The sequence below is a fragment of the Mycobacterium sp. ITM-2016-00317 genome, from assembly GCF_002968295.1.
Lineage (GTDB): Bacteria > Actinomycetota > Actinomycetes > Mycobacteriales > Mycobacteriaceae > Mycobacterium.
Window position 1 is genome coordinate 3,548,980 of the sequence record NZ_CP134399.1, and the last position, 25,182, is coordinate 3,574,161.

At 69.1% G+C, this 25,182-nt stretch carries 23 protein-coding genes and 2 pseudogenes; 8 read left to right on the forward strand and 17 right to left on the reverse strand.

The window, feature by feature from the left end:
• Positions 1–83: 83 nt before the first annotated feature.
• Complete coding sequence (locus tag C6A87_RS16930) at positions 84–1,298, forward strand: protein kinase domain-containing protein (RefSeq protein ID WP_396836886.1); 1,215 nt, start codon at positions 84–86, stop codon at positions 1,296–1,298.
• 4 nt (positions 1,299–1,302) lie between these two features.
• Here the strand turns inward: C6A87_RS16930 and C6A87_RS16935 are convergent.
• From C6A87_RS16935 to C6A87_RS16945, 3 genes and pseudogenes are all read right to left on the reverse strand, one after another.
• Positions 1,303–2,693: pseudogene (locus C6A87_RS16935) on the reverse strand (class II 3-deoxy-7-phosphoheptulonate synthase).
• Positions 2,694–2,697: 4 nt separating this feature from the next.
• The gene (locus C6A87_RS16940; protein WP_311113352.1) at positions 2,698–3,198 is read right to left on the reverse strand and encodes a polyadenylate-specific 3'-exoribonuclease AS; all 501 of its coding nucleotides are present in this window, start codon (positions 3,196–3,198) and stop codon (positions 2,698–2,700) included.
• 1 nt (position 3,199) lies between these two features.
• Positions 3,200–4,084 carry a hypothetical protein gene (locus C6A87_RS16945; protein WP_311113353.1) on the reverse strand — a complete coding sequence of 295 codons (885 nt, stop codon included), beginning with the start codon at positions 4,082–4,084 and terminating at the stop codon, positions 3,200–3,202.
• Between the two features lie 84 nt (positions 4,085–4,168).
• Here C6A87_RS16945 and C6A87_RS16950 point away from each other — a divergent pair, with 84 nt between their 5' ends.
• Complete coding sequence (locus C6A87_RS16950; RefSeq protein WP_311113354.1) at positions 4,169–5,443, forward strand: glycosyltransferase 87 family protein; 1,275 nt, start codon at positions 4,169–4,171, stop codon at positions 5,441–5,443.
• A 29-nt stretch (positions 5,444–5,472) separates the two neighbouring features.
• Here the strand turns inward: C6A87_RS16950 and C6A87_RS16955 are convergent, their stop codons facing one another.
• The 5 genes from C6A87_RS16955 to C6A87_RS16975 form a co-directional block, all read right to left on the reverse strand.
• A complete protein-coding gene (locus C6A87_RS16955) occupies positions 5,473–6,195 on the reverse strand; it encodes a lysophospholipid acyltransferase family protein (RefSeq protein WP_311113355.1) in 723 nt (240 codons plus the stop codon).
• An 85-nt stretch (positions 6,196–6,280) separates the two neighbouring features.
• Positions 6,281–6,670, reverse strand: a complete 390-nt coding sequence (locus C6A87_RS16960) for a hypothetical protein (protein ID WP_311113356.1) — start codon at positions 6,668–6,670, stop codon at positions 6,281–6,283.
• Complete coding sequence (locus tag C6A87_RS16965) at positions 6,667–7,941, reverse strand: ArsA family ATPase (protein ID WP_311113357.1); 1,275 nt, start codon at positions 7,939–7,941, stop codon at positions 6,667–6,669. The genes C6A87_RS16960 and C6A87_RS16965 overlap by 4 nt, the downstream gene beginning before the upstream one ends.
• Positions 7,942–7,945: 4 nt before the next feature.
• Complete coding sequence (locus C6A87_RS16970) at positions 7,946–8,383, reverse strand: SRPBCC family protein (RefSeq protein WP_311113358.1); 438 nt, start codon at positions 8,381–8,383, stop codon at positions 7,946–7,948.
• Between the two features lie 74 nt (positions 8,384–8,457).
• On the reverse strand, positions 8,458–8,847 hold the full coding sequence (locus C6A87_RS16975) for a polyketide cyclase / dehydrase and lipid transport (RefSeq protein ID WP_311113359.1): 390 nt from the start codon (positions 8,845–8,847) through the stop codon (positions 8,458–8,460).
• Positions 8,848–8,968: 121 nt separating this feature from the next.
• Between C6A87_RS16975 and C6A87_RS16980 the strand changes: the two genes are divergently transcribed.
• Entirely contained in the window at positions 8,969–10,774 is a 1,806-nt protein-coding gene (locus C6A87_RS16980; protein ID WP_311113360.1) for a long-chain fatty acid--CoA ligase, read from the forward strand.
• 1 nt (position 10,775) lies between these two features.
• On the opposite strand, the gene C6A87_RS16985 is transcribed toward C6A87_RS16980, so the two are convergent.
• The 4 genes from C6A87_RS16985 to C6A87_RS17000 form a co-directional block, all read right to left on the reverse strand.
• A complete protein-coding gene (locus C6A87_RS16985) occupies positions 10,776–11,912 on the reverse strand; it encodes a glycosyltransferase family 4 protein (RefSeq protein ID WP_311113361.1) in 1,137 nt (378 codons plus the stop codon).
• On the reverse strand, positions 11,909–12,751 hold the full coding sequence (locus C6A87_RS16990; RefSeq protein ID WP_311113362.1) for a peptidase: 843 nt from the start codon (positions 12,749–12,751) through the stop codon (positions 11,909–11,911). The genes C6A87_RS16985 and C6A87_RS16990 overlap by 4 nt, the downstream gene beginning before the upstream one ends.
• Positions 12,720–13,841, reverse strand: coding sequence for a peptidoglycan hydrolase RipC (gene ripC, locus C6A87_RS16995; RefSeq protein ID WP_311113363.1), 1,122 nt, complete (start codon positions 13,839–13,841; stop codon positions 12,720–12,722). Before ripC ends, C6A87_RS16990 begins: the two co-directional genes overlap by 32 nt.
• A gap of 153 nt (positions 13,842–13,994) precedes the next feature.
• Positions 13,995–14,237 (reverse strand): hypothetical protein, encoded by a 243-nt coding sequence (locus tag C6A87_RS17000; protein WP_311113364.1) that lies wholly within the window; start codon positions 14,235–14,237, stop codon positions 13,995–13,997.
• A gap of 112 nt (positions 14,238–14,349) precedes the next feature.
• Between C6A87_RS17000 and C6A87_RS17005 the strand changes: the two are divergent.
• Positions 14,350–16,140: pseudogene (locus C6A87_RS17005) on the forward strand (DEDD exonuclease domain-containing protein); the annotation flags it as partial.
• Here C6A87_RS17005 and trpD read toward each other — a convergent pair.
• The gene (gene trpD, locus C6A87_RS17010; protein WP_311113365.1) at positions 16,078–17,172 is read right to left on the reverse strand and encodes an anthranilate phosphoribosyltransferase; all 1,095 of its coding nucleotides are present in this window, start codon (positions 17,170–17,172) and stop codon (positions 16,078–16,080) included. The pseudogene C6A87_RS17005 and the gene trpD sit on opposite strands and share 63 nt — an antisense overlap.
• A 69-nt stretch (positions 17,173–17,241) precedes the next feature.
• On the opposite strand from trpD, the gene C6A87_RS17015 reads away from it, so the two are divergent.
• From C6A87_RS17015 to C6A87_RS17030, 4 genes are read left to right on the forward strand one after another with little or no spacing between them, the layout of a single operon-like run.
• On the forward strand, positions 17,242–17,853 hold the full coding sequence (locus tag C6A87_RS17015; protein ID WP_311113366.1) for a heme-copper oxidase subunit III: 612 nt from the start codon (positions 17,242–17,244) through the stop codon (positions 17,851–17,853).
• A gap of 53 nt (positions 17,854–17,906) precedes the next feature.
• Positions 17,907–18,728, forward strand: a complete 822-nt coding sequence (locus tag C6A87_RS17020) for a cytochrome c (protein ID WP_311113367.1) — start codon at positions 17,907–17,909, stop codon at positions 18,726–18,728.
• On the forward strand, positions 18,725–19,933 hold the full coding sequence (locus C6A87_RS17025) for a ubiquinol-cytochrome c reductase iron-sulfur subunit (protein ID WP_311113368.1): 1,209 nt from the start codon (positions 18,725–18,727) through the stop codon (positions 19,931–19,933). The genes C6A87_RS17020 and C6A87_RS17025 overlap by 4 nt, the downstream gene beginning before the upstream one ends.
• Positions 19,930–21,597: a cytochrome bc complex cytochrome b subunit gene (locus tag C6A87_RS17030; RefSeq protein WP_311113369.1), complete on the forward strand. Its 1,668-nt coding sequence runs from the start codon at positions 19,930–19,932 to the stop codon at positions 21,595–21,597. Before C6A87_RS17025 ends, C6A87_RS17030 begins: the two co-directional genes overlap by 4 nt.
• Positions 21,598–21,947: 350 nt before the next feature.
• Here the strand turns inward: C6A87_RS17030 and C6A87_RS17035 are convergent, their stop codons facing one another.
• The 4 genes from C6A87_RS17035 to C6A87_RS17050 form a co-directional block, all read right to left on the reverse strand.
• Positions 21,948–22,586 (reverse strand): DUF2561 family protein, encoded by a 639-nt coding sequence (locus C6A87_RS17035; protein WP_311113370.1) that lies wholly within the window; start codon positions 22,584–22,586, stop codon positions 21,948–21,950.
• A 15-nt stretch (positions 22,587–22,601) separates the two neighbouring features.
• Positions 22,602–23,480, reverse strand: a complete 879-nt coding sequence (locus C6A87_RS17040; RefSeq protein WP_311113371.1) for an MmpS family transport accessory protein — start codon at positions 23,478–23,480, stop codon at positions 22,602–22,604.
• A gap of 158 nt (positions 23,481–23,638) precedes the next feature.
• Positions 23,639–24,058, reverse strand: a complete 420-nt coding sequence (locus C6A87_RS17045) for a cytochrome c oxidase subunit 4 (RefSeq protein ID WP_003933082.1) — start codon at positions 24,056–24,058, stop codon at positions 23,639–23,641.
• 9 nt (positions 24,059–24,067) lie between these two features.
• Entirely contained in the window at positions 24,068–25,102 is a 1,035-nt protein-coding gene (locus C6A87_RS17050) for a cytochrome c oxidase subunit II (protein ID WP_311113372.1), read from the reverse strand.
• Positions 25,103–25,182 lie beyond the last annotated feature (80 nt).

The following is a 25,182-nucleotide window of genomic DNA, read 5'->3' on the forward strand; positions in this document are numbered from 1 at the left end:
CTAGGACCAACGCGGTCACGGTTCGACGCCGCTTGCGGCTCGGCGGGGCGAGCACTGGGAATCCGGCTCGTAACATGAATCCGATGGAGACCTACCAGCCTGCCGGCCCGCTGTCGGGGACCGTGCTGGAAGGTCGCTACCGGGTGGACACGCTGATCGCCACCGGCGGGATGTCCGGGGTGTACCGCGGGCTGGATCTGCGGCTGGACCGGCCGGTCGCACTGAAGATCATGGACTCCCGCTACGCGGGCGACGAGGACTTCCTGACCCGGTTCCAGCGCGAGGCGCGCGCGGTGGCCCGGCTCAAAGACCCCGGCCTGGTGGCGGTGTACGACCAGGGCATCGACGGTAGGCACCCGTTCCTGGTGATGGAGCTGATCGAGGGCGGCACGCTGCGCGAGCTGCTGCGCGAACGCGGCCCGATGCCGCCGCACGCCGTGGCCGCGGTGCTGCGACCGGTGCTCGGCGGGCTCGCCGCGGCGCACTCGGCGGGGCTGGTGCACCGCGACATCAAACCCGAGAACGTACTGATCAGTGACGACGGCGACGTCAAGATCGCCGACTTCGGTCTGGTCCGCGCGGTCGCCGAGGCCAAGATCACCTCAACCAGCGTGATCCTGGGCACTGCGGCCTACCTGTCCCCCGAGCAGGTCGCCACCGGCGACACCGATGCCCGCGGTGACGTCTATTCCGTCGGGATCCTGGTCTACGAGCTGCTGACCGGGCGCACCCCGTTCACCGGCGACTCCGCACTGACCGTCGCCTATCAGCGGCTGGAGCGCGACGTTCCGCCGCCCAGTGCCGCGATCCGCGGCGTGCCACGGCAGTTCGACGATCTGGTGGAGTGTGCGACCGCGCGCGATCCGGCCGGCAGGTTCGCCGACGCGGGCGAGATGGCCGAACAACTCGACATCATCGTCCGCGAACTCGACCTCCCCTATTTCCGGGTGCCGGCGCCCCGCAACTCGGCGTCGCACAACTCGGCGACCACGCTGACCGAACGCGCGCAGAACGCCCACGACGCCACCGTGAACCTCGACAACGCCCGACCGGGCGGTCGGGACACCAAGGTGTTCAGCCGCGACGAACTGCCCATCGACGCCGAGGACGACGACGAGATGGACGAATTGTTCCCGAGCACAGGGCGATTCGCCGGAATCGACCTCGAGGAGTTCTACTGGGCGCGCCAGCGGTCGCGGCGGGTGCTGTTCTTCTGGGTGGTCGCGGTGATCACGCTGGCCGGTCTGGCCGCCGCCGGAGCGTGGACGCTCGGCACCAACCTGAGCAACCTGCTCTGACCGCTCAGCCGCGCAGCATCTCCGCGACCAGGAACGCCAACTCCAGCGACTGCTGCGTGTTCAGCCGCGGGTCGCACGCCGTCTCGTAGCGGCCGGCCAGGTCGGTGTCCGAGATGTCCTGTGCGCCACCGAGACACTCGGTCACGTTCTCACCCGTGATCTCGACGTGGATGCCGCCCGGGTGGGTGCCGAGCGCGTGGTGCACCTCGAAGAAGCCCTGCACCTCGTCGACGATGCGGTCGAAATGCCGGGTCTTGTACCCGGTCGAGGACTCGTGGGTGTTGCCGTGCATCGGATCGCACTGCCAGATCACCTGATGACCCGACGCCTGCACCTTCTCGATGATCGCGGGCAGCACGTCGCGCACCTTGTGGTTGCCCATCCGGCTGACCAGTGTGAGCCAGGCCCGCCTCATTGTGCGGGTCCAGCCGCTCGACGTACTCGACCGCCAGTTCCGGTGACGTGGTCGGGCCGATCTTGATACCGATGGGATTCGCGATGACCTCGGCGAACGCGACATGCGCGCCGTCGAGCTGGCGGGTGCGCTCGCCGATCCACACGTAGTGCGCCGACAGGTCGTAAAGCTTGGCTTCCTGCTCGTCCTCGCGGTGCATCCGGAGCATGGCCCGCTCGTAGTCGAGGACGAGGGCTTCGTGGCTTGCGTAGATCTCGGCGGTGTCGAGGTTGCGGTCGTCGACCCGGCACGCGCTCATGAAGTGCAGCGCGCGGTCGATCTCCGCCGCCAGCGCCTCGTACCGTGCCCCGGCCGGCGACGTGCGCACGAACTCCCGGTTCCAGTCGTGCACCTGGCGCAGCGAGGCCATCCCCGACGACGTCAGCGCGCGCACCAGGTTCATCGCGGCGCTGGCGTTGGCATAGGCGCGCACCAGACGCGACGGATCGTGCTGGCGGACCGCGGCGTCGGGAGCGAACCCGTTGACCATGTCGCCGCGGTAGGACTTCAGACCCAGCGCGTCGACGTCGGCCGACCGCGGCTTGGCGTACTGCCCCGCGATCCGGGCCACCTTGACCACCGGCATGCTCGCGCCGTAGGTCAACACCACCGCCATCTGCAGCAACGTGCGGATGTTGGCGCGGATGTGCGGTTCGGTGTTGTCGGCGAAGGTCTCGGCGCAGTCGCCGCCCTGCAGCAGGAACGCCTCACCGCGGGCCACGTCGGCCAGCTGGCGCTTCAGCTTCTCGATCTCGGACGGCACCGTGACGGGCGGCACGCTCTCCAGCACCTTGCGCATCGCCGCGGCCTGGCCGGCGTCCCAGGACGGCTGCTGCAGTGCCCGGCCTGGCCAGCGCGGCGTCGAGGCGCTGCCGCAGGTCCTCGGGCAGCGGCGGGAGCGCAGGCAGCTGGTCGATGGGTACGTCGACGGTCCAGTTCACCCGTTTATGGTAACTGCGCCGCAAAACCGCTCTCGGTCATCAACCGGTAGCGGAACAGGTTGTGCTTGGCGTCGACGAGCGCGTCGTGCGCGTCGCGCGGACGGGGTGGCATCCGCGGGCTGCCGCGGTCCTCCCAGAACTGACGCAGCTCCCGGGTGAAGCGCGGCATCGCCGGCGGCAGGTCGGTCATCGGCCCCCACAGCTGGCACAGCACCACGTGGTCGTAGGCGCCCACCCAGGCCCACAGCTCGATCGGCTCGTCGCCGTCGACGCCGAAGAAGTCCTCCAGCTCCGCCCGGATCTGCCTGCGTGAACGCCACAGCGGCGAGGCCGGTGACGGCAGCTTCGGCAGCACGTTCTTGCGCACCCAGCGGCCGGCCCGATCGGGATCGAATTCCGTTGAGATCGCATAGTATTCGCGACCGTCCTCGGCGGCGACCCCGATGGAGATCAGCTCGATGGTGTGGCCGTTGTCGATGAACTCCGTGTCGTAGAAGTACCGCAAGTCAGGAGGCTTTCTGTTCGGCGGGCTCGCCCGGTGCGGGCGCGGCGTGGATCTCACGGTCGAGTTGCTCGTCGACCAGCGCGTCGTCGGGGAACTTCGGCATTCCGGCGATCGCATCCTGCAACCACAGTTTCGCCTGCACGACCGGCCGGCGCAGCCAGCGCTCCCGTTCCAACGCACGGTGCATCTTGCGCGGCCGCGCGGTGTAGCGCCAGCGTGCCCACGGCGCGTGCGGCCGCGACAGCCGGATCGCGCCGACGAACAGCAACGGCGTGATGAACATCCCCACCAGTCCGGTCCACACCTTGCCCTTGAGCAACACCACGACCGCCAGCGCCAGGGTCAGCACCGCGGCCACCACCACGACCGTGCGGGCAGCGACCGAATGATCGTTCTGCCAGATCCCGACGTCGAAGAACGACAGCGGACTGAATCCCATGATGAGCAGGCCCGCGACCGCGACCGCGACGAACACGGCATCCACCGAGGTGCGCCCGTCCTCGGACCAGTACACGTCGGACAGGTGCAGGATCAGCGCGAACTCGTCGAGCACCAGCGCCGCCCCGATCCCGAAAAGGATTGACGCGGCGGTGAACTCGGGTACCCCACCGTCGACCGCAAGGGTCACCATCGCGATGCCGGAGACCATGACCAGAATCACGCCGATCACCACATGGTGGATGTGCAGGCCGTCGCCGGCCGAGATGTTGCGCGGCTGCCACCATTTGCGGGGCGCGTCGCTGTCGGCATGGCTGCGGATGTACCGAACGATGGTGCGGGTGATGGCGAACGTCAGGATGAACGCGACCAGGCAGCAGACCAGCGGCACCCGCGACGGCGGGATGTGGATCGACAAGCTCAAGTCGAGGTTCAGGTCCGGGCGCACGCAGAAAACTTACGCCGACCTGCGGGTGGCACGGCCGGGATACCCGACGACGCGCCGTCGGGCACCGATAGTCTGGTCGGCGACATGAGTAATCAGCAGTCGCCCGGTGGGCCTGGTTGGAAGCCCACGCTGGCGTGGCGGCTGTTCCAGATTCTGACGCTCGCGGCGCTGGTCGCGGCGGGCTGGCGCCTCCTCGGCCACGTCCCCTACCGCATCGACATCGACGTCTACCGGATGGGCGGCCGCGCCTGGCTCGACGGACAGTCGCTCTACGCGGACGGGGCCATGTTCCAGACCAGGGGTGGGCTGGAACTGCCGTTCACCTATCCGCCGCTGGCCGCGGCGGCGTTCGCGCCGTTCGCGATGCTGTCGCTGGAGGCGGCCAGCGTGGCGATCACACTGACCACGCTGATCCTGCTGCTGGTCTCCACGGTGATCGTGCTGACCCGGCTCGACGTCTGGCCCGACTCCCGGATCACCGGCGAACCGGCCTGGATGCGCCGGTGCTGGTTGGCCGCGGCGATCGTCGCTCCCGCAGTGCTCTACCTGGAGCCGCTGCGCTCCAATTTCGACTTCGGCCAGATCAACGTCGTGTTGATGACGCTGGTGATCGCCGACTGCGTGCCGCGCCGCACACCGTGGCCCCGGGGCATGCTGCTGGGCCTGGCGATCGCGGTGAAGCTGACCCCGGCGGTGTTCCTGCTCTACTTCCTGCTGCGCCGGGACACCCGTGCGCTGCTGGTCACCGCGGCGTCGGCGGTGGTGGCGACGCTGGCCGGATTCGCACTGGCCTGGCGGGATTCCTGGGAGTACTGGACCGAGACGGTCCGCAACACCGACCGCATCGGCACCGCGACGCTGAACACCAACCAGAACATCGCCGGCGCGCTGGCCCGGCTGGGCCTCGGCGAGGGTGAGCGTTTCTTCGTGTGGGTGGCGTTGTGCTTCGCCGTCCTGGCCCTCACCGTGTGGGCGGCGCGGGCGGCGCTGCGTGCCGGGCAGCCGGTGCTGGCCCTGGTCGCGGTGGCGATGTTCGGCCTGGCCGTCTCCCCCGTGTCGTGGTCGCATCACTGGGTGTGGGCGCTGCCCACGGTGCTCGTCACCGGGGTGCTCGCCTTCCGGCTGCGCAATCCCGTCCTCGCCGCGGTGTCGCTGATCGGGCTGGCGCTGATGGTGTGGACACCGATCTCGCTGCTGCCCGAGCACCGCGAGACCACGGCCTCACTGTGGCGACAGCTCGCCGGCTCGTCCTACCTGTGGTGGGCGCTCGCGGTGATCGTCGCGTGCGCGACCGTGTCGTTCCGCAGCCTCGGCCGCAGCCCGGCACCCGCCCAGCCCACGGAAGCCGTCAAGGCCTAGAGCTCAGCCGGCGCAGCCTGATTGCCGGCTCAGCCGGCGGCCGCCTCGGGGAGTCGGGTCGGCGGCTTCCCGGCCGCATCATCTTTTCCCTGCTTGACGTCGGCCGCGTAGAGGTCGACGTACTCCTGACCGGACAGCCGCATCAGCTCGTACATCACCTCGTCGACGACCGCGCGCTCGATGAAGCGGTTGCCGGCCAGTCCTTCGAAGCGGCTGAAATCCATTGGCGGGCCGATCTTGACGCGTACCCGGCCGAACCGCAGGCCCTTGCCGGGCGGGTTCACCACGTCGGTGCCGATCATCGCGACCGGAATCACCGGAACCTGCGTCTGCAGCGCCAGCCGCGCCAGGCCGGTCTTGCCCTTGAACAACCTGCCGTCGGGCGACCTGGTGCCCTCGGGATACATGCCGAGCAGCTTCCCCTGGCCCAGGATCCGTTCGGCGGTGTTCAGCGCGGCTTGCGCGCTGTCGGCGTCGGTGCGGTCGATCGGCACCTGGCCCGCCGCGGTGTAGAACCACGCGAGCAAACGACCCTTGACACCGGTACCGGTGAAGTATTCGGCCTTGGCCAGGAAGGTGATTCGCCGACGAACCAGCAGCGGCAAATAGAAGCTGTCCATCACCGCGAGGTGGTTACTCGCCAGGATGGCGGCACCGTCCTGCGGAATGTGCTCCGCCCCTTCGATTTTCGGGCGAGCGATCAACGCCAGCAGGGGACCCAACAACACGTACTTGAACAGCCAGTACCACATGGACCCTCCGGATCATCGACCACGGCGCAGTCGATATGTCTGCGCCAACTTTACCCACCCGCTGTGCCTGCGACCACAGCTGCGCCTATTCTTCGACGCTCACCGGGATGTGCTGGTAGCGGCCGGGCGGCGGCGGGCCGTCCGGATCCGGCGGGCCCGGCTCGTCGGGCGGCGGCCCGTCGGGGGTGGGAGGCGTGCCGCCCCCGGAACTCTCGATGTCCGCGAGCATCGCCTTGAGCAGCGTCAACAGCGCCACGCTGTGCTCGGCCACCACGTCGAGCAGCGGATGCTGCTCGCCTGAGATCAGTGCGGCCAGCGCACACACCGGGCACCACACCTGCCGGCACCGCCCGGGACCACCGGCGCCCGCCTGCGCGCGCGCCGCGGCCATTCGGACCGCGGGGTCGAGCTTGTCCAGGATCGACTGGGCGAGCTGGCGGAGTTCCGGCCCGAGGTCGGAGTGCGTCCCACTCAACGCGGCCACACCTCCGGATTCGGTCGGAATCGCACCGTCAGCTCGCTGCCGCGGAGCTGGGCGTCGATGACGGTGCACCGCCGCAGTACCGATGCGAGGCGCACCCGGCGCCGCATCCCGCCGGCGCCGATGATCAGGTCATCATCGACCCTACCCAACGCCAGCGCCGACGAGTCGACCTGTGGCAGGTCCACCCGCAACCGGTACACCGCGTCGAGCCCGCTGCCCGACTCCCGGTCCACGACCGGACGCAGCGGACCGGGCGGCGGCGCCCCGTCCCTGCTGCGGGCCGAGTCGAGTAGCTCGCCGAGCGCCTTGGCCCCGATCGGCTCGCCGGACACGTGCGGCACCATGACCAGCGCGACGTCGCCGATCACCCGGTCGAGCTCGGCGAGCACGGTCCTCTGCTCGGAGATCCGTTCCGTGTACCAGTCGAACGCCGGATGGGCCGGCAGGTTGCTGTATTCGAACGAATCGTCCTGCACCAGAACCTGGTTCACGATGAGTTCGGCGACCTTGACGCCCATCAGCGACAGCGCGCCGAGTGTGCGCACCGCCTCCGCGGCGACCACCCGTTCCGGCGTCATGACCAGATGGGCGCTGACCCGCGATCCGTCGGTGAGCAATGTGCTCAGCCGGTCGGTCCCGGCCCCGATCCGCTCCAGCAGGTCGACCACCGCCGCCGAGCGCGCGTCGTCGGCGCCGGACAACCGGCGGTGCCTCGGCCACGCCCGCTCCAGGTACAGCCCGAACGTCGCGGGCAGGGTCATCATGCGCATCGCGTCGGCCGTGGAGGCACAGTCGACGACCACCAGATCCCATCCCCCGGAGTCGGCGAGCTCGCCCACCTCGTGCAGGCCCAGCACCTCCTGCACCCCGGGCAACGCCGAAAGCTCTTCCGGTGCAATGTCTCCGACATCGGACTCGGGGAACCGGGCGGCGAGCGGGCCTGCGACCGTGCGCCACCGTTCCGACAGCAGGGCCAGGGTGTCCAGGGCCAGCGCGTCCAGCGATCCGCCGCCGGACGCCGTGGTGTCCAGGTCGGCCAGCACCCGGGTGGGCGCCCGCAGGCCGGTCGGGACGACGGGGACACCCAGCACGTCGCCGGTCGAGTGCGCCTGATCGGTGGACACCACGAGGACCCGCGCCCCCGCCCGTGCCGCGCGCACCGCCGTGGCGGTCGCCAGCGTCGACTTGCCCACCCCGCCCTTGCCGACGAACAGACTGATCCGCGGCAACCCGGGAGCGCTACCCGCGTCGGGGGCGCCCATGCGCTCAGTCAGCCTCGACTCGTTTCTTCAGGTCCTTCAGCGCAGTGTCGGTGAGCCGGCGCTCGGCCTTGCGCTTGAGCAGGCCGATCATCGGAATGACCAGGTCGACGGCCAGCTCGTAGGTGACGTCGGTGCCCGATCCTTTCGGCTCCAGCCGATAGGCGCCGTCGAGAGACTTGAGCAACGAGCTGGAAACCAGGGACCACGTCACCGACCCGCGGTCGGCGGGCCACTGATAGGCCAGCACCATGGTGTCCTTGAGCACCGCGGCGTCCAGCACCAGCCGGGCCACCTTCGGGTAGCCGTCGTCGTCGACCTCGAGGACCTCGGTCTCCTTGTATTCCGCGACCCAGTCGGGGTAGGAGCCGATGTCGGCGATGACGTCCATCACCGTCGAGGGCTCGGCATCGATGTGAATCGTCTGCGCCGTCTTGTCCGCCACTGGAGCCTTCCCTGCTGTGGTCTGGTCGCTGGCCAGAAATCTACTCCCCCCGACGGGTGCGTGACCGCCGTACTTCAGGCCAGCCTGGACACCCCGACCGGACGGTCGGCCTCCAGCCTGCGCTTGACCTCGAAGGCCATCTCCTTGCCCGCTACCCGGCGGCGGTGGTTGATCTTGGCCAGGTTCGTCTTCGCCAGATCATGGGCAGCGACCGCGGACGGCTCGGCGTGCAGGAAGTAGTGAAGGATCACGCCGTCGAGCATCTTCTCCAGCCAGACCTCCATGGTGCCGGTCAGCGCGCCGGTCACCGTCCAGCGGTGACCGAGCTCGCCACGGTCCTCGACCACGACGAGACGCAGGTCAGGCCACCACCGGGACCAGCTGGCCGGATCGGCGACGGCCTGGCCGACCGCGACCGGATCGGCGGCGACGAACGTCTCGTCGGCGATCTGGATGCTGTTCATGACTGACAAGCTTCACATATGTGTGGCCGTTGCCCGGAGTCGGCCGACGTCGCCCTATTAGGCTGTATGCGGCCCGTCGTTGTGTCGGGCCGGCTTGAAGTGGAGAGGGCTTCTAACTCCGATGACTGCGCGCGAGTTCAGCGTTCCGGCACCGTTCACCGTCGACGAGCACGACAACATCGCCGCCGCCGTGTACACCCACGAGCGTGACGATCCGGATCACGTCATCATCCAGCGACTCGTCGACGGCAACTGGGTCGACGTCACCAGCGCGCAGGTCGCCGGTCAGATCCGCGAGGCGGCGCGGGGACTGATCGCCCAGGGCGTGCAGGCCGGAGACCGGGTGGCGTTGCTGTCCGCGACCCGCTACGAATGGCCGATCCTCGACTTCGCCATCCTGTCCATCGGGGCGGTGACCGTTCCGATCTACGAGACCAGCTCCGCCGAGCAGATCCAGTTCGTGCTGGCCGACTCCGGCGCGGTGGCCGCGGTCGTCGAGACCCAGGCGCACGCAGGCCGGGTCGAGCAACTGCGGGACGCATTGCCCGCGCTGCGCAAGGTGTACTGCATCGAGGGCGAGACGCCCGCGCTCGAGGAACTCTCCGCGCAGGGCGCAGACGTCGCCGCCGAGACGGTCGACCAACGGGTGGCCGCGATCAGGTCCTCCGACGCCGCGACGCTGATCTACACCTCGGGCACCACCGGCCGCCCGAAGGGCTGCCAGTTGACGCACTCCAACCTGCTCTACGAGATCCGCGGCTCCAAGGCCTGCTTCCCCGACCAGCTCGCCAAGGGCGAGAAGCTGCTGGTGTTCCTGCCCCTGGCCCACGTGCTGGCCCGGGCGCTGACCATCGGCGCGTTCACCAACGGCGTCACGCTGGGCTTCACCAGCGACATCAAGAACCTGGTGCCGATGTTCGCGGTGTTCCAGCCGACGCTGGTGGTGTCGGTGCCCAGGGTGTTCGAGAAGGTCTACAACACCGCCGAACAGAACGCCCAGAACGGCGGCAAGGGCAAGATCTTCGCGGCGGCCGCGGATACCGCGATCGAGTGGAGCAAGGCGCAGGACACCGGCGGTGCGGGTCTGCGGCTGCGGCTCAAGCACGCGGTGTTCGACAAGCTCGTCTACGGCAAGCTGCGCGCGGCCCTCGGCGGTCACTGCCACGCCGCGATCTCCGGCGGGGCCCCGCTGGGCGCCCGGCTCGGGCACTTCTACCGCGGCGTCGGACTGTCCATCTACGAGGGCTACGGCCTCACCGAGACCAGCGCGGCGATCACCGTGAACCGGGTCGGCGACCTGCGGGTGGGGTCGGTCGGCAAGCTGCTGCCGGGCAACAGCATGCGCCTCGGCGAGGACGGCGAGCTGCTCGTCAAGGGCGGCGTGGTGTTCCAGGGCTACTGGGGCAACGAAGCCGAGACCGACGCGGTGTTCACCGACGGCTGGTTCCACACCGGTGACCTGGGCTCCATCGACGACGACGGCTTCCTGACCATCGTCGGACGCAAGAAGGAGATCATCGTGACCGCGGGCGGCAAGAACGTCGCGCCCGCGCTCCTCGAGGACCGGTTGCGGGCGCATCCGCTGATCAGCCAGGCGATGGCGGTCGGCGATCAGCAGCCGTTCATCGCGGCACTGATCACCATCGACGTCGAGGCGTTCCCCGCCTGGAAGGAACGGCACGGCAAGGACGCCGGCGCCGGGGTGGCCGAGCTGGCCGGCGATCCCGACCTGCACGCCGAGATCGAGCTCGCGATCAACGACGCCAACCAGGCGGTCTCCAAGGCCGAGCAGATCCGCAAGTTCCGCATCCTGGCAGTCGATTTCACCGAGGACACCGGCGAGCTGACCCCGACCATGAAGGTCAAGCGCAAGGTGGTGGCCGAGAAGTTCGCGGCCGAGATCGACGCGCTGTACGCGAAGGCCTGAGCTACAGGAGGCGGGCCAGCCGCTGCGCCTGCCTGCTCCACTGCCAGTTGTCCAGCACCCACTTCCGCCCCGCCGCGCCCATCGCGGCGGCGCGGGCCGGATCGGCCAGCAGGTCGCCGACGGTCGCGGCGATCGCGCCGACGTCCCATCCGTCGACCACGAAGCCGGTTTGTCCGTCGACGACGGTCTCCGGCGCGCCGCCGGAGCGGCCCGCCACCACCGGCACGCCGGTCGAGGACGCCTCCAGGTACACGATCCCCAGGCCCTCGACGTCCAGCCCGGCCCCGCGGGTGCGGCACGGCATCGCGAACACATCAGCCATCGCGTGATGGGCGGGCAGTTCGTCGCCGGGCACCCCGTCGGTGAACACCACGTGTTCGGCCACCTTGAAGTTGTGCGCCAGCCGGTGCAGTGAGTTGCGGTAGGGCCCGCCGCCGACGATCACCAGCGCCGCGTCGGGCACCCGGTCGCGGATCGCCGGCATCGCCCGGATCAGCATGTCCTGCCCCTTGCGCGGGACCAACCGGGAGACGCAGACCACCACCGGCCGCTCCCCCAGTCCGTACCGGGCACGCAGTTCGGCGCGGGCGACCTCGTCGGGCACGAAACGCTCGGTGTCCACCCCCGGCGGGACGAGTTCGAGCGCCGCGTCCGGTCCGAACGCCGAGGCGAACCGGCCCCGGGTGTAGGAGCTGATGTAGGTGACGACGTCGGTGTCGTCGCCGATGCGGCGCAACGCCGTTCGCGCCACCGGCAACATCGACCAGCCGACCTCGTGGCCGTGGGTGCTGGCGATCACCCGCTGCGCGCCTGCCGCCCGGGCCAGCGGGGTCAGCAGCGCCAGCGGGGCGGCGGCGCCGAACCACACCGTGTCGATGTCGCGTTCCCGGATCAGGCGCCGCATCCGCAGCGCCACCGTCGGCTCGGGCACCATCAGCGTCCCCGGGTGACGGACCACCCGGTAACCGGTGGCCGCGGCGACCTCGTCGTAGTCCTCGGCGCCCTTCCACTTCGGCGCGTACACGGTCAGGTCGTACTCGCCGGAGGCCACGAGATGCTCGACGAGCGCCTCCAGGTAGGACTGGATACCGCCGCGCCGCGGCGGAAAGTCGTTGGTGACGAGCAGGATCCGCCTCATCGGGCGCCTTCCAGGAGAGTGTTCAGGTCGGTGCCGAGCACGTTGCGGACGGCGGTGGCGACGTCGGTGTGGCCGGGTCCGCACGCCGCCGCGTACAGGGCGCGCAGTTTCCCGGCGCCGTAGGTGTCGGCCACGTACGTCGCGAAACCCCACGCTCGGTCGTAGGCGGCCGAGCGTCCGGGACCGGGGGTGGCCAGTTCGGCGTCCGACGGCGGCGCAGGCGCCGCGGTCGGCGGGACCGCGGCGGGCGGACGTCCGACGTAGTCGGCGACGCCCTCGGTCAGCCACACCGGTGCGTCGGCGGCGGTGTCGGGCCTGGCCGCGTAGTGGAACAGTTCGTGGCGCAACACGGTCCGCAGGTCGGTGGCGTTCATCGTGCCCGCCGCCGGGGAGAACATGATGCGCTCGGCGGTGGCGGTGGCCGCGACGTCGGCGCTGCCGCCGGCCAGGATCGCGAACTGCTCGGCCGACCCGGCGACGACGACGGAGACGTCGCGGCGCCACTGCGGACCCCAGAACGCGGTCACCGCCTCGGTGGCGCCGGGCAACTCGCCGGCGATGCGCTCCAGCAGCGCGGCTCCGCCCGGGGCGCCGAGGTCGACGAGTCGGGCGGTGCGGCCGTCGGGGGTCACCACGGTGAGCGGGGCCGGCGAGACCGACTGCGTGTACGACACCGGAGCGGCCTCAAGCGGACCCGACGGGCCCGTGCGGGGGTTACTCACCAGCAGCACCGCGCAGACCAACTCCGCGCCGAGTACTGCACCCACCTTGCGGCGAGCCGCGGACTTCTCGGTGGCGGCGGACGTGTCAGTACCGGCGAACGTTGTAGATCGGCGCATTGTCCACCGGGGCGACCCGCACCGGTGTGCCGTAGGTGGAGGCGTGCACCATCATCCCGTCGCCGATGTAGATGCCGACATGCGACGCGTCGGAGTAATAGGTGACCAGATCGCCCGGCTGCATCTGATCCCTGGACACCGGCTGCCCGCCGCGGGCCAGCGCCTGGCTGGAGTGCGGCAACGACATGCCGGCCTGCTGGAACGACCACATCACCAGGCCGGAGCAGTCGAAGGCGCTGGGACCGGAGCCGCCCCACGAGTAGGGCGAGCCGATGCGGCTCAGCGCGGCCTGGATGACCGTGGTGGCCGCGGGCGATCCGGGCGGCGCGACGTCACCGGGCGGGATGGCCCCGGGGACCGGAGGCGCGGCCATCACGGCCGGATCCTGGCCCGGCGGCAGGGGTGTGGCGGCGGGCACCGGCGGAGGTGGCGGCGCGGCGGCGAGCGTCTCACGCTGCTGCGGCGTCAGCGCCTCGTACTGTGCCTTGACGATCGCGATCTGGGTCTGCAACTGGCTCTGCTTGGACTGCAGCTCGGCGCGCACGGCCGCGGCCTGTTCGGCAGCGGTCTTCGCCTCGGCGGCGGAGGCGGCCGAAGCCTGTTCGGCGACCTCGGCCCGATGGCCCGCCTCACGGAAACCGGCCATCTGCGACTGCATCTCACCGGCCACCACGCGCTGCACGGACATCTGGTCGATCAGCCCCTGCGGCGAGGCGGCGGTCAGCATCGCCTCGAAACCCGACGGACGGCCGCCCATGTACTGGGCGGCGGCCAGGGTGTCGACCTTGCCCTGGTACTCCGACAGCTGCGCCGTGGCCGCGTCCCTGGCCGCGAGATCGTCGGCGTGCTTGATGTCGGCCGCCTGCTGGATCGCCAGCTTGTTGTCCAGATCGAGCTGGGCCGAGTGCATCGCCTCGGTGGTCTGCTCCGACTCGCGGGAAAGCTGGGTCAACTTTGCCAGCGCGTCGTCAGCAGGATCCGCATAAGCGCTGCCGGCGAGTACTGCACCAACCACAGCCACACCGGCCATCGCACTGATGAAGGTTTGCCGAGTACGTCGGGTCTTACTGTGTGCGCGGTCGAACCTCAAGATTTATGCGTCCTTCAACTGCCGAAACGAGCCGAATCGAACTGCTCTTAGGTCTCAGATAGGTTACGAAACGGCAACGGCCTTGTCCAACAGAGGACGCAAATTTAACAGTCTTCGCCACGACACGCCCGGTCGGTCACGGGCCGCGTGTCCTCACGCGACGCCGGCGCTGCCCTCCCGGTGGATCGGAACGAGCCGCAGCCGCGGCGCCAGACCGACCTCGGCGAGCACCTCCAGCGCCCGCCGTTCGTCGACCCGCAGCGTCTCCGGAACCCCGAGCAGGACGCTGACCACGCAGTCCTGGCACCCGGGCCCACGGACAGCGCAATCGTCGCAGTCGATCTTCAACGTTCCGGCGTCGGCGCGCTCGCCCGCCGCCCAATGCTGATGTGCCATCGCACATGTCCTTCCATCGCAGTCGAGCGCACGGTATCGACGGCCACCGACAAGTCCGCCGCACCGGCGCCGCCTCACCGCCGTTGTCACACCGGGGACCTACGTTTCTCGCATGGGTCAGCTCAGCTTCGCCGACGTCGATCCGTCGGCCGACCCGATGCTGCGGGAGACCACCTTCGTCGTCGTTGACCTGGAGACCACCGGTGGGCGCGCCACCGGCGAGCGGCACGACGAGATCACCGAGATCGGCGCCGTGAAGGTGCGCGGCGGCGAAGTGCTCGGCGAGTTCGCCACCTTGGTCGATCCGGGGCGGACGATCCCGCCGCAGATCGTCGCGCTGACCGGCATCACGACGGCGATGGTCTACGACGCGCCGCGGATCGAGGCGGTGCTCCCGGCGTTTCTGGAGTTCTGCCGCGGCGCCGTGCTGGTGGCGCACAACGCGGGGTTCGACATCGGGTTCCTGCGGGCGGCCGCCGAGCGCCATCACCTGCCCTGGCCCAAGCCCCCGGTGCTGTGCACCGTGACCCTGGCCCGCCGGGTGCTCACCCGCGACGAGGCGCCCAGCGTGCGGCTGTCCGCATTGGCCCAGTTGTTCCGGGCGGGCACCACCCCGACCCACCGCGCGCTCGACGACGCCCGCGCCACCGTCGATGTGTTGCACGGACTGATCGAACGCGTCGGCAATCAGGGCGTGCACACCTATGCCGAGCTGCGTTCCTACCTTCCCGACGTCACCCCCGCGCAGCGCAGCAAACGACACTTCGCGCGGGCGATGCCGCGCCGGCCGGGCGTGTACCTGTTCCGCGGGCCGTCCGACGAGGTGCTCTACGTCGGGACCGCGGTAGACCTGCGCCGCCGGGTGTCGCAGTACTTCAACGGCGCCGATCCGCGCACCCGGATCAAGGAAATGGTCTCGCTGGCCACCCGGGTCGACCACGTCGAGTGCGCCCACGACCTGGAGGCCGGGGTCCGCGAGTTGCAGCTTCTGGCCGCGCACGCACCGCCCTACAACCGGCGGTCGAAGTTCCCGCTCCGGTGGTGGTGGGTCACGCTGACCGACGAAGCCTTCCCCCGGTTCTCCACCGTGCGCACGCCGCGCACCGACAGCGCGGTGGGCCCGTTCCGGTCCCGCAGCGACGCCACCGAGGCGGCCGCGCTGATGGCCCGGTTCACCGGGGTGCGCACGTGCACCAAACGGCTCGGCCGCTCGGCCGTGCACGGGCCCGCATGCCCGGAACGGGAGGTGGCGCCGTGCCCGGCCGTGCGCGGCGCCGACTCCGACGCGTACGCCGCCGCGGTCCGGGATGCGCAGGCGCTGATCGACGGCCGCTGCAGCCGGCCCCTGGAGGCGGCGCTGTCCGTGATCGCCGACCTCTCCCATAGACATAGGTACGAGACGGCGGCACGGCTGCGCGACCACACCGCCGCGGCGATCGACGTGCTGTGGCGGGGCCAACGTCTGCGGGCGCTGTCGGAGATCGCCGAGCTGGTGGCCGCCAGGCCGGACGGCAGCGGCGGCTGGCATCTGACGGTCGTCCGGCACGGCCGGCTCGCCGCCGCCGGCGTCGCACCCCACGGAGTGCCGCCCATGCCCGTGGTGGACGCGCTGACCGCCGCCGCGCAGGCGGTGCTGCCCGAGTCAGGCCCGCTCGGCGGCGCGCTCGTCGAGGAGACAGGGCTGATCGCCCGCTGGCTCAGCCAGCCGGGCGTGCGGATCGTGCGCGCCGACACCGGCTACTGCACCCCGGCGGCAGCGGCCGGACGGTTCGCGAGCTGGGCCGCGACCGCACGTTCGGCGCGGGTGGCCGCCGAACAACTCGCCGAACAGTTCCCGGCGTCAGAGCGCCTGGGTGAACCGCACCCAACGCGCGAGCAGCTGCTCGGCCGCCCCGGAGTCGATGGCCTCCTTGGCCCGGGCCAGCCCGGACTCCCACGCCGGAACCCACTTGGCGTCGCTGGATAGCCCGGCGTGCGCGACCATCGCGCCCGCGGCGTTGAGCAGCACGGCGTCGCGCACCGGCCCCTTCGCCCCGCCGAGGACCGCGCGGGCCTCCGCCGCGTTCGACTCCGCGTCTCCACCGACCAGCTCGGAGATCTCGGCGCGCGCGAATCCGAACGCCGCCGGGTCGAACGTCAGCCGCTCGACGGTGCCGGCCTGCACCCTCCAGATCGTGCTCGTCGTGGTGGTGGTCAGCTCGTCGAGGCCGTCGTCGCCGTGCACCACCAGCGCACTGGCGCCGCGGGTCGCGAACACCCCGGCCATCACCTCGGCGAGATCGCCCCAGGCGCAGCCGATCAGACCCGCACGCGGGGCGGCCGGGTTGGTCAACGGGCCCAGCAGGTTGAACACGGTGGGCACCCCGATCTCCCGGCGCACCGCCCCGGCATGCCGGTAGGACGGATGGAACTGCGGGGCGAACGCGAAACCGATACCGACCTCGGACACGCTGCGCGCCACCTCGTCGGGACCCAGGTCGATACGCAGCCCGAGTGCTTCGAGGGTGTCGGCGCCACCCGACAGCGACGACGCCGCCCGGTTGCCGTGCTTGACCACCGGCACCCCGGCCGCGGCCACCACGATCGAGGCCATCGTCGACAGGTTCACCGTGTTCGCGCCGTCGCCGCCGGTGCCCACGATGTCGACAGTGGCGTTACCGATGACGTCGGTCGGCACCCGGCGGGCATGCTTGAGCATGATGTCGGCCAGTTCGGTGACCTCACCGGAGGTCGGGCGCTTCATCTTCATCGACACCGCGAATGCGGCGATCTGCGCAGGCGTCGCCGCACCGGTCATGATCTGGTCCATCGCCCATGCCGCCTGACCTGGCAACAAGCCCTGCACGGTGGTCAACCTGCTGAGGATCGTCGGCCAGGTCTTGGTGCTCCCAGAGGCGTCGGCGGGCGATGCGGGACGGGGCGAAGGGCTAGTCACGGAAGTGATTATGACGAATTGCCAGACCCGGGTGGAGTTCAACAACTACAAAGCGTCATACTTGCTCTCGTGACGAGCGCTGTAGGGACCTCGGGAACGGCAATCACGTCGCGCGTTCATTCGCTGAACCGGCCGAATATGGTCAGTGTCGGCACCATCGTGTGGCTTTCCAGTGAGCTGATGTTCTTTGCTGGACTGTTCGCGATGTATTTCACGGCGCGCGCGCAAGCCCATGGTGACTGGCCCCCACCACCCACCGAGCTGAATCTGGCCCTTGCCGTACCGGTGACGCTGGTGCTGATCGCGTCGTCGTTCACCTGTCAGATGGGCGTGTTCGCCGCCGAGCGCGGTGACGTGTTCGGGCTGCGCCGCTGGTACACCATCACCCTCGCGATGGGCACGTTCTTCGTCCTCGGGCAGGGCTACGAGTACCTGCACCTGGTCGAACACGGGACCACCATCGCGGGCAGCGCGTACGGCAGCGTCTTCTATCTGGCGACCGGTTTCCACGGTCTGCACGTGATCGGCGGCCTGATCGCCTTCGTGCTGCTGTTGCTGCGCACCCGGATGAGCAAGTTCACGCCGGCGCAGGCCACCGCGGCGATCGTCGTGTCCTATTACTGGCACTTCGTCGACATCGTGTGGATCGCCCTGTTCGCCGTCATCTACTTCGTGCGATGACCCGATCTGTACCAAAGGCGCCCGGAGACACGGGAGCCACAGGAACCAAGCGGATGAGAAGGGGTTCGATGACCAGCAAGTCGCGCCGACGGCTGCGCCGACGTGTCACAGCAGCTCTGCTGCTGTTGAGCGGATTGGTGATGGCCGGTGGCCTGGCGGCCACGTTGACTCCGTCCCCGCAGGTCGCGGTCGCCGATGAATCGGCTTCGGCGATGCTGCGCACTGGTCAGCAGCTCTACGACACCTCCTGTGTGTCCTGCCACGGCGTGAACCTGCAGGGTGTCGCCGACCGCGGCCCGAGCCTGATCGGTGTCGGCGAGGCAGCCGTGTACTTCCAGGTCTCGACCGGACGTATGCCGGCCATGCGCGGCGAGGCACAGGCGCCGGAGAAGCCGCGCCAGTTCGACGAGGAGCAGACGGACGCGCTGGGTGCCTACATCCAGGCCAACGGCGGCGGCCCCGTCGCCCCCCGCGACGAGAACGGCGAGATCGCGTCGCACTCCCTGATCGGCAACGACGTCGCCCGCGGCGGCGACCTGTTCCGGCTGAACTGCGCGTCCTGCCACAACTTCACCGGCAAGGGCGGCGCGCTGTCGTCGGGCAAGTACGCCCCCGACCTGGGCAACGCCAACGAGGCACAGATCTACACCGCGATGCTGACCGGCCCGCAGAACATGCCCAAGTTCTCCGACCGCCAGCTGTCCCCCGAGGAGAAGCGCGACATCGTCGCCTACGTGCGGGAAGCCGCCGAGACCCCCACCCCGGGTGGCCTCGGTCTGGGCGGGTTCGGACCGACCTCTGAGGGCATGGTCGCGTGGATCGTCGGAATGGTGGCCATCATCGCCGCCGCTCTCTGGATCGGAGCACGGGCATGAGTGACGCGCACGACGACATCAAGGGCACGGACGTCCCGGGGCACAAGGGTGAACCGGGACAGCCCACGGACGCCGAACTGGCGAAGATGTCGCAGGACGAGCTGCTCGAGTTGGGCGGCAAGCTCGACGGTGTCGAGATCGTCCACAAGGAGCCGCGCTGGCCGGTTCCCGGCACCAAGGCCGAGAAGCGTGCCGAGCGCACGGTCGCGTACTGGTTCCTGCTGGCCGGCTTCTCCGGTCTGGCACTGCTGCTGATCTTCCTGTTCTGGCCCTGGGAGTACCAGCCCTACGGCTCCGGCGGCGAGTTCCTGTACTCGCTGACCACCCCGCTGTACGGCCTGACCTTCGGTCTGTCGGTGCTGGCCATCGGCGTCGGCGCGGTGCTGTTCCAGAAGAAGTTCATCCCCGAGGAGATCTCGATCCAGGACCGCCACGACGGCGCGTCCCCCGAGCTTCACCGGCGGACCATCGCAGCCAACCTCGGCGACGCACTGGACGGCTCGACGATCAAGCGGCGCAAGATGATCGGCCTGTCGCTGGGCATCGGTTTCGGCGCGTTCGGCGTCGGTACGGCGGTCGCGTTCATCGGCGGTCTGATCAAGAACCCGTGGAAGCCGGTGGTCCCGACCGCCGAAGGCCCCAAGGCCGTGCTGTGGACCTCGGGTTGGACGCCGCGCTACCAGGGCGAGACCATCTACCTCGCGCGCGCCACCGGCAAGCCCGGCGAGTCGCCGTTCGTGAAGATGCGCCCCGAGGACATCGACGCGGGCGGCATGGAGACCGTGTACCCGTGGCGTGAATCCGACGGCGACGGAACGACTGTCGAGTCCGAGCACCACCTGTTCGAGATCTCGATGGGCGTGCGCAACCCCGTGATGCTGATCCGCATCAAGCCGATCGACATGGCCCGCGTGGTCAAGCGTCGCGGGCAGGAGAGCTTCAACTTCGGTGAGCTGTTCGCTTACACGAAGGTGTGCTCGCACCTGGGCTGCCCGTCCTCGCTGTACGAGCAGCAGACCTACCGCATTCTGTGCCCGTGCCACCAGTCGCAGTTCGACGCGTTGCACTTCGCCAAGCCGATCTTCGGTCCGGCCGCCCGCGCCCTGGCGCAGCTGCCGATCACCATCGATCAGGACGGCTACCTGGTCGCCAACGGCGACTTCATCGAACCCGTCGGACCGGCATTCTGGGAGCGCAAGTCATGAGCCCACTAGACGCAGCCACGATCGCGGCCAAGCAGGGCAACGCGATCGACTCGCGGTACCACCCGTCGGCCGCGGTGCGCCGGCAGCTCAACAAGGTGTTCCCGACGCACTGGTCGTTCCTGCTCGGCGAGATCGCGATGTACAGCTTCATCGTGCTGCTGCTCACCGGGATCTGGCTGACGCTGTTCTTCGACCCGTCGATGGCTCACGTCACCTACAACGGCGTCTACCAGCCGTTGCGTGGTGTGGCGATGTCCCGTGCCTACGAGACCACGCTGGACATCAGCTTCGAGGTGCGTGGCGGCCTGTTCGTGCGCCAGGTCCATCACTGGGCGGCGCTGCTGTTCGCGGCGTCGATCATGGTTCACCTCGCCCGCATCTTCTTCACCGGCGCGTTCCGCCGTCCGCGTGAGGCGAACTGGGTGATCGGCTCGCTGCTGCTGATCCTGGCCATGTTCGAGGGCTTCTTCGGCTACTCGCTGCCCGACGACCTGCTCTCGGGCACGGGTATCCGCGCCGCGCTGTCGGGTATCACGATGGGCATTCCGGTCGTCGGCACCTGGATGCACTGGGCGCTGTTCGGCGGGGACTTCCCCGGCGAGATCCTGATCCCGCGCCTGTACGCGCTGCACATCCTGCTGATCCCGGGAATCATCCTGGCGCTCATCGGTGTTCACCTCGCGCTGGTGTGGTTCCAGAAGCACACGCAGTTCCCCGGCCCTGGCCGCACCGAGACCAATGTCGTCGGCGTGCGCGTCATGCCGGTGTTCGCGGTGAAGTCCGGCGCGTTCTTCGCGGTGACGGTCGGCATCCTCGGCCTGATGGGCGGTCTGCTCCAGATCAACCCGGTGTGGACGATCGGCCCGTACAAACCATCGCAAGTGTCTGCGGGTAGCCAGCCGGACTTCTACATGATGTGGACCGACGGTTTGATCCGGTTGTGGCCGGCGTGGGAGTTCTACCCGTTCGGCAAGACCATCCCGCAGGGCGTGTGGGTGGCCGTCGCGATGGGCCTGATCTTCACGCTGCTGGCGGCCTACCCGTTCATCGAGAAGCGGCTCAGCGGCGACGACGCTCACCACAACCTGTTGCAGCGTCCGCGTGACTCACCGACACGTACCGCAGTGGGTGCGGCAGCGATCGCGTTCTACCTGGTGCTGACCTTCGCGTGCATGAACGACATCATCGCGCTGAAGTTCCACATCTCGCTGAACGCGACGACCTGGATCGGCCGCGTCGGCATGGTGCTGTTGCCCGCGATCGTCTACTTCGTGACCTACCGCTGGGCGGTGGCGTTGCAGCGCAGCGACCGCGAGGTGCTGGAGCACGGCATCGAGACGGGCATCATCAAGCGGCTGCCGCACGGCGCGTACGTCGAGCTGCACCAGCCGCTGGGGCCTGTCGACGATCACGGTCACCCGATTCCGCTGGAGTACCAGGGCGCTGCCCTGCCGAAGCGGATGAACAAGCTGGGCTCTGCCGGCGCTCCCGGCACCGGCAGCTTCCTCAAGGGTGATCCGCTGTCCGAGCACGAGGCCATCACCGCAGCCGAGCACGCGTCCGAGCGCCGCGCGCTGACCGCTCTGCGCGAGCACCAGGAGCGCAACTCCGGCAACGGCTCGTCGAATGGTTCGTCCAACGGCAAGTCCAACGGGCACCACTGACGAGCAGTCTCTGCGATAAAGATCCGCCCCAGCCATACGGCTGGGGCGGATCTTTTTGTGCCCGTTGGAAGCTCGCGACGTCGGCCGGCCCCACCCGTCACACACCTCCACGCTCTGCAGACAAAGCCCGAGAAGACCTCTGCAGAAAGCAGATACCTGGGACACCCGAGACTCAACCAGAGCCCGACGGAGGCCGGCACCCCACCCGTCACACACCTCCACGCTCTGCAGACAAAGCCCGAGAAGACCTCTGCAGAAAGCGGATACCTGCGACACCCGAGACTCAACCAGGAAACCGACGGGGGTCTCCCCTCCCCCACAAGTCGACCGCGGCGACGACCCCGAGGGGGTCAGCTGTCGGTGTCAGTGCGCAGTTCGCGCAGGAAATACCAAGGGATGGCGCACATTCCGACCGTGACGACGCCGGCCAGGCCATAGAGGACCCAGGCTGCGGTCTCGCTGTCGACCGCCATCAGGTAGGTCGCCACCGAGATCAGCAGGGTCGCGGCGCCCATCGCGGACGCGATCGAGCTGGTACAGCGCAGGTACATCTGGTCGGTGACGGGTGAGACCGCCGTCGGCGCCTGCGGCAGCGGGCCGCTGGCCTCGCTGGGACGCTGGACGCGCAGCTTCTCGGTCGGCGGTTCGACGCCGCGGACCGGTGGCGTGGCGGTCGGCGTCGCGACCGGGGGCGGCACGGGCGCGGACTCCGGTGCGGTGCCGGCGCGGCGGGCCCGCAACAGCAGCGGCACTGCCGCCACGATCACCGCGGCCGATACCCCGATGATCGTGTACAGCACCCACGGGGTGCCGGAGTCCCCCGAACCGGCGGTGTGGCCGCGGGTCAGGTCGACCAGCGCCACCGTGGCGGCGACGGCCGCGCCCAGGGCTGCCAGCCACACGGCGGCACAGCCGCCGAGCAGCAGTCGGTCGGTGCGGTCCATGGCGGTGACGTCCAGCGCGGGACGCGTGTCGGTGAGGTTCGTCATCTTCAGGTACGCGGCCTAACAGCTGGTCTGTGCGGCGTTGCTGGTGTTGGACGACAACACCGTCCCGTCGCTGGTGGTGATCGAGCAGTTCAGGCGGCTGACCAGGAACAGGCTGGACGCCTGTACCGAGCCGACCTCGGACTGGGAAATCGGGGTGACCGTCAGCGACCACGGGATGTACACGTTGCGCTGGGTGCGACTGCGTCCCGAAGCGTCGATGTAGGTGACGGTGATGATGTCGCCGGGCGCCTTGGTACCGGTCACCGAGTACGTGACCTGACGGGGCCCGGCCCGCGTCGTGGTGGGCGGCGGAGAGGGCTCCTCGGTCGTCGTCGGCGGCGGAGGTGGCGGCGCCTCGGTGGGGGCCGGTGCCGGCGGGGGCGGCGGAGGTGGCGGCTCGGTGACGGTGACCGTCTCCGGCGGGGGCGGCGGAGGGGGTTCCTCCGTGGTCGGCGGCGGCGGAGGCGGCGTGGTCGTGGTGAACTCGTCCTGGACCGGCGGCAGGGACGTGGTGGTCGGCGCGGGGGTGGCCAGGCTGTCCGTCTCGGACCGCGTCACCAGAACCGACACCGACACCACCAGCGCGATGGCGGCGACGATCGCGACGACGCCCACCACCCACGGCCACCGCGGTGGCGGAGGCAGCTCGGCGTCGGCGTTCGCGTCATAGCTGTCGTAGTCGTACAGCGACGCGTCGCCCGGCGTGTACTGCGGGCTGACGAACTGTTCGGATTCCGGCGCCGAGTAGGCGCGCGAATAGAAGTCGGTCTGGCCGGTGTCGGAACTGCCGATGTCCCGGGTGGGGTCATCCGGGGTGGGCTGGTGGTCAGCCGGCCCCTCGTCGGGGAGGCCAGAGCTGCCAGAGTCCTGCCCGGGAGGATTCGGCCCGCTCATCTACGTCTATCCTTTTCGCCTGCTTCTACGGCGCTGTGTTCGCCGTGGCGGCTCATGGCGCCTCGGCAACACTACCCAACGGCAGCATCCGATCGGACGGCTCGACGCGTGTTGCGGGCGAACTCATGCCCGATTGTGACCTTCGCGCCGACGCCGGATCAGTGCTTCTCGGGCCCGGTGTAGTACTCGAACACCAGCCCGGAGACGGTGGCGATGACGAAGCAGACGCCGGCCACGATCAGCCACGGCAGCCACATGGCCAGGCCGACAGCGGTGATCGAACCGGACAGCGCGATGAAGATCGGCCACCAGCTGTGCGGGCTGAAGAAGCCGAGCTCGCCTGCGCCGTCGGCGATCTCAGCGTCCTCGTAGTCCTCGGGCCGGGTGTCCAGACGGCGGGCGACGAACCGGAAGAACGTGCCGACGATCAGCGACAGGCCGGTGGTCAGCGCCAGCGCGGTGCTGCCCGCCCACTCGATGCCGCCGGGCGAGAACATGTAGGTCAGCACCACGTAGACCACGGTGCACAGCGCGAAGAACGCCGTCAGGAACTCGAACAACCTGGCTTCGATATGCATCTGCTGTCCTTACCTGCTCGCCTGGGGCAGCTCGGGCGCACCCTCACCGCGACGCGTGTCGAAAGGCTTCGTGGTGACCGCCAGCGGGGGCTGGTTGATCGCTTCCAGCGCTTCGGCATTCGTCTTCCCAGCGGAACGCTGATCGAGGTACGCCTTGAAGTCGTTGGGCTCCACCACACGCAGCTCGAAGTTCATCATCGCGTGGTAGGTGCCGCACATCTCGGTGCACCGACCGACGAAGGCGCCGGTCTGGTTGATCTCGCTGATCTGGAAGATGTTGTCGGAGTTGTTCTCCTTGGGATTGGGCAGCACGTCCCGCTTGAACAGGAACTCGGGCACCCAGAATCCGTGGATCACGTCGGCCGAGGCGATCTGGAACTCGATCCGCTTACCCGCCGGAACCACGAGCACCGGGATCTCGGTGGACGTGCCCAGGGTCTCGACCTTGTTGAAGTTCAGGTACGTGCGGTCCTCGGGGTTCTTGCCGTAGATCGCGCCGACCTGCTCGGTGCCATGCTCGTCCGTACCCTGGGGGCGCGAGGTCATGGCCTCTTTACGCTCGTTGTCCACGCCGTCATAGGTCAGCGTGCCGTCGGCGAAGTCGATCTTCTGGTAGCCGAACTTCCAGTTCCACTGGAACGCCGTGACGTCGATGACGACCTCGGGGTTGTCCTCCTTGTGCAGCATCCGCTCCTGCACAACCACCGTGAAGTAGAAGAGCACCGAGATGATGATGAACGGGATGACCGTCAGCGTCAGCTCCAGCGGCATGTTGTAGCCGAACTGGCGCGGCAACTCGGTGTCGGTCTTCTTCTTGCGATGGAACGCCATCGTCCAGAACAGCAGGACGTAGACGATCGCACCGACGACCAGTGCTGCGATGACCGAACCGATCCAGAGTTCACGGTTCAGATGGGCTTCCGGGGTGATGCCGTTGGGCCAGCCGAGGCCGAGCACCTCCGACCAACTGCATCCGCTGAGTAGCACCGCCGTCGTGCCCAAGAGCAGCGACAATGCCACCAACTTCACGCCGCGAGCGGACACGTTGGCGCCTCCTACTTAGTCGATTGACCGGCGGCCGGTCAGACGGCTGCATCGAATACTACGCAGCGTAGACCACGCCC

Excerpts from the sequence above, each read along its gene's own strand:
- C6A87_RS16930 (WP_396836886.1), top strand. The coding sequence starts at position 84 with ATGGAGACCTACCAGCCTGCCGGCCCGCTGTCGGGGACCGTGCTGGAA.
- C6A87_RS16955 (WP_311113355.1), bottom strand. The coding sequence starts at position 6,195 with ATGTGGTACTGGCTGTTCAAGTACGTGTTGTTGGGTCCCCTGCTGGCG.
- C6A87_RS17020 (WP_311113367.1), top strand. The coding sequence starts at position 17,907 with ATGAGAAGGGGTTCGATGACCAGCAAGTCGCGCCGACGGCTGCGCCGA.
- C6A87_RS16980 (WP_311113360.1), top strand. The coding sequence starts at position 8,969 with ATGACTGCGCGCGAGTTCAGCGTTCCGGCACCGTTCACCGTCGACGAG.
- C6A87_RS17025 (WP_311113368.1), top strand. The coding sequence starts at position 18,725 with ATGAGTGACGCGCACGACGACATCAAGGGCACGGACGTCCCGGGGCAC.
- C6A87_RS17000 (WP_311113364.1), bottom strand. The coding sequence starts at position 14,237 with ATGGCACATCAGCATTGGGCGGCGGGCGAGCGCGCCGACGCCGGAACG.
- C6A87_RS16990 (WP_311113362.1), bottom strand. The coding sequence starts at position 12,751 with ATGCGCCGATCTACAACGTTCGCCGGTACTGACACGTCCGCCGCCACC.
- C6A87_RS16975 (WP_311113359.1), bottom strand. The coding sequence starts at position 8,847 with ATGAACAGCATCCAGATCGCCGACGAGACGTTCGTCGCCGCCGATCCG.
- C6A87_RS16985 (WP_311113361.1), bottom strand. The coding sequence starts at position 11,912 with ATGAGGCGGATCCTGCTCGTCACCAACGACTTTCCGCCGCGGCGCGGC.
- C6A87_RS17030 (WP_311113369.1), top strand. The coding sequence starts at position 19,930 with ATGAGCCCACTAGACGCAGCCACGATCGCGGCCAAGCAGGGCAACGCG.
- C6A87_RS17035 (WP_311113370.1), bottom strand. The coding sequence starts at position 22,586 with ATGACGAACCTCACCGACACGCGTCCCGCGCTGGACGTCACCGCCATG.
- C6A87_RS16950 (WP_311113354.1), top strand. The coding sequence starts at position 4,169 with ATGAGTAATCAGCAGTCGCCCGGTGGGCCTGGTTGGAAGCCCACGCTG.
- C6A87_RS17045 (WP_003933082.1), bottom strand. The coding sequence starts at position 24,058 with ATGCATATCGAAGCCAGGTTGTTCGAGTTCCTGACGGCGTTCTTCGCG.
- C6A87_RS16965 (WP_311113357.1), bottom strand. The coding sequence starts at position 7,941 with ATGGGCGCCCCCGACGCGGGTAGCGCTCCCGGGTTGCCGCGGATCAGT.
- C6A87_RS17040 (WP_311113371.1), bottom strand. The coding sequence starts at position 23,480 with ATGAGCGGGCCGAATCCTCCCGGGCAGGACTCTGGCAGCTCTGGCCTC.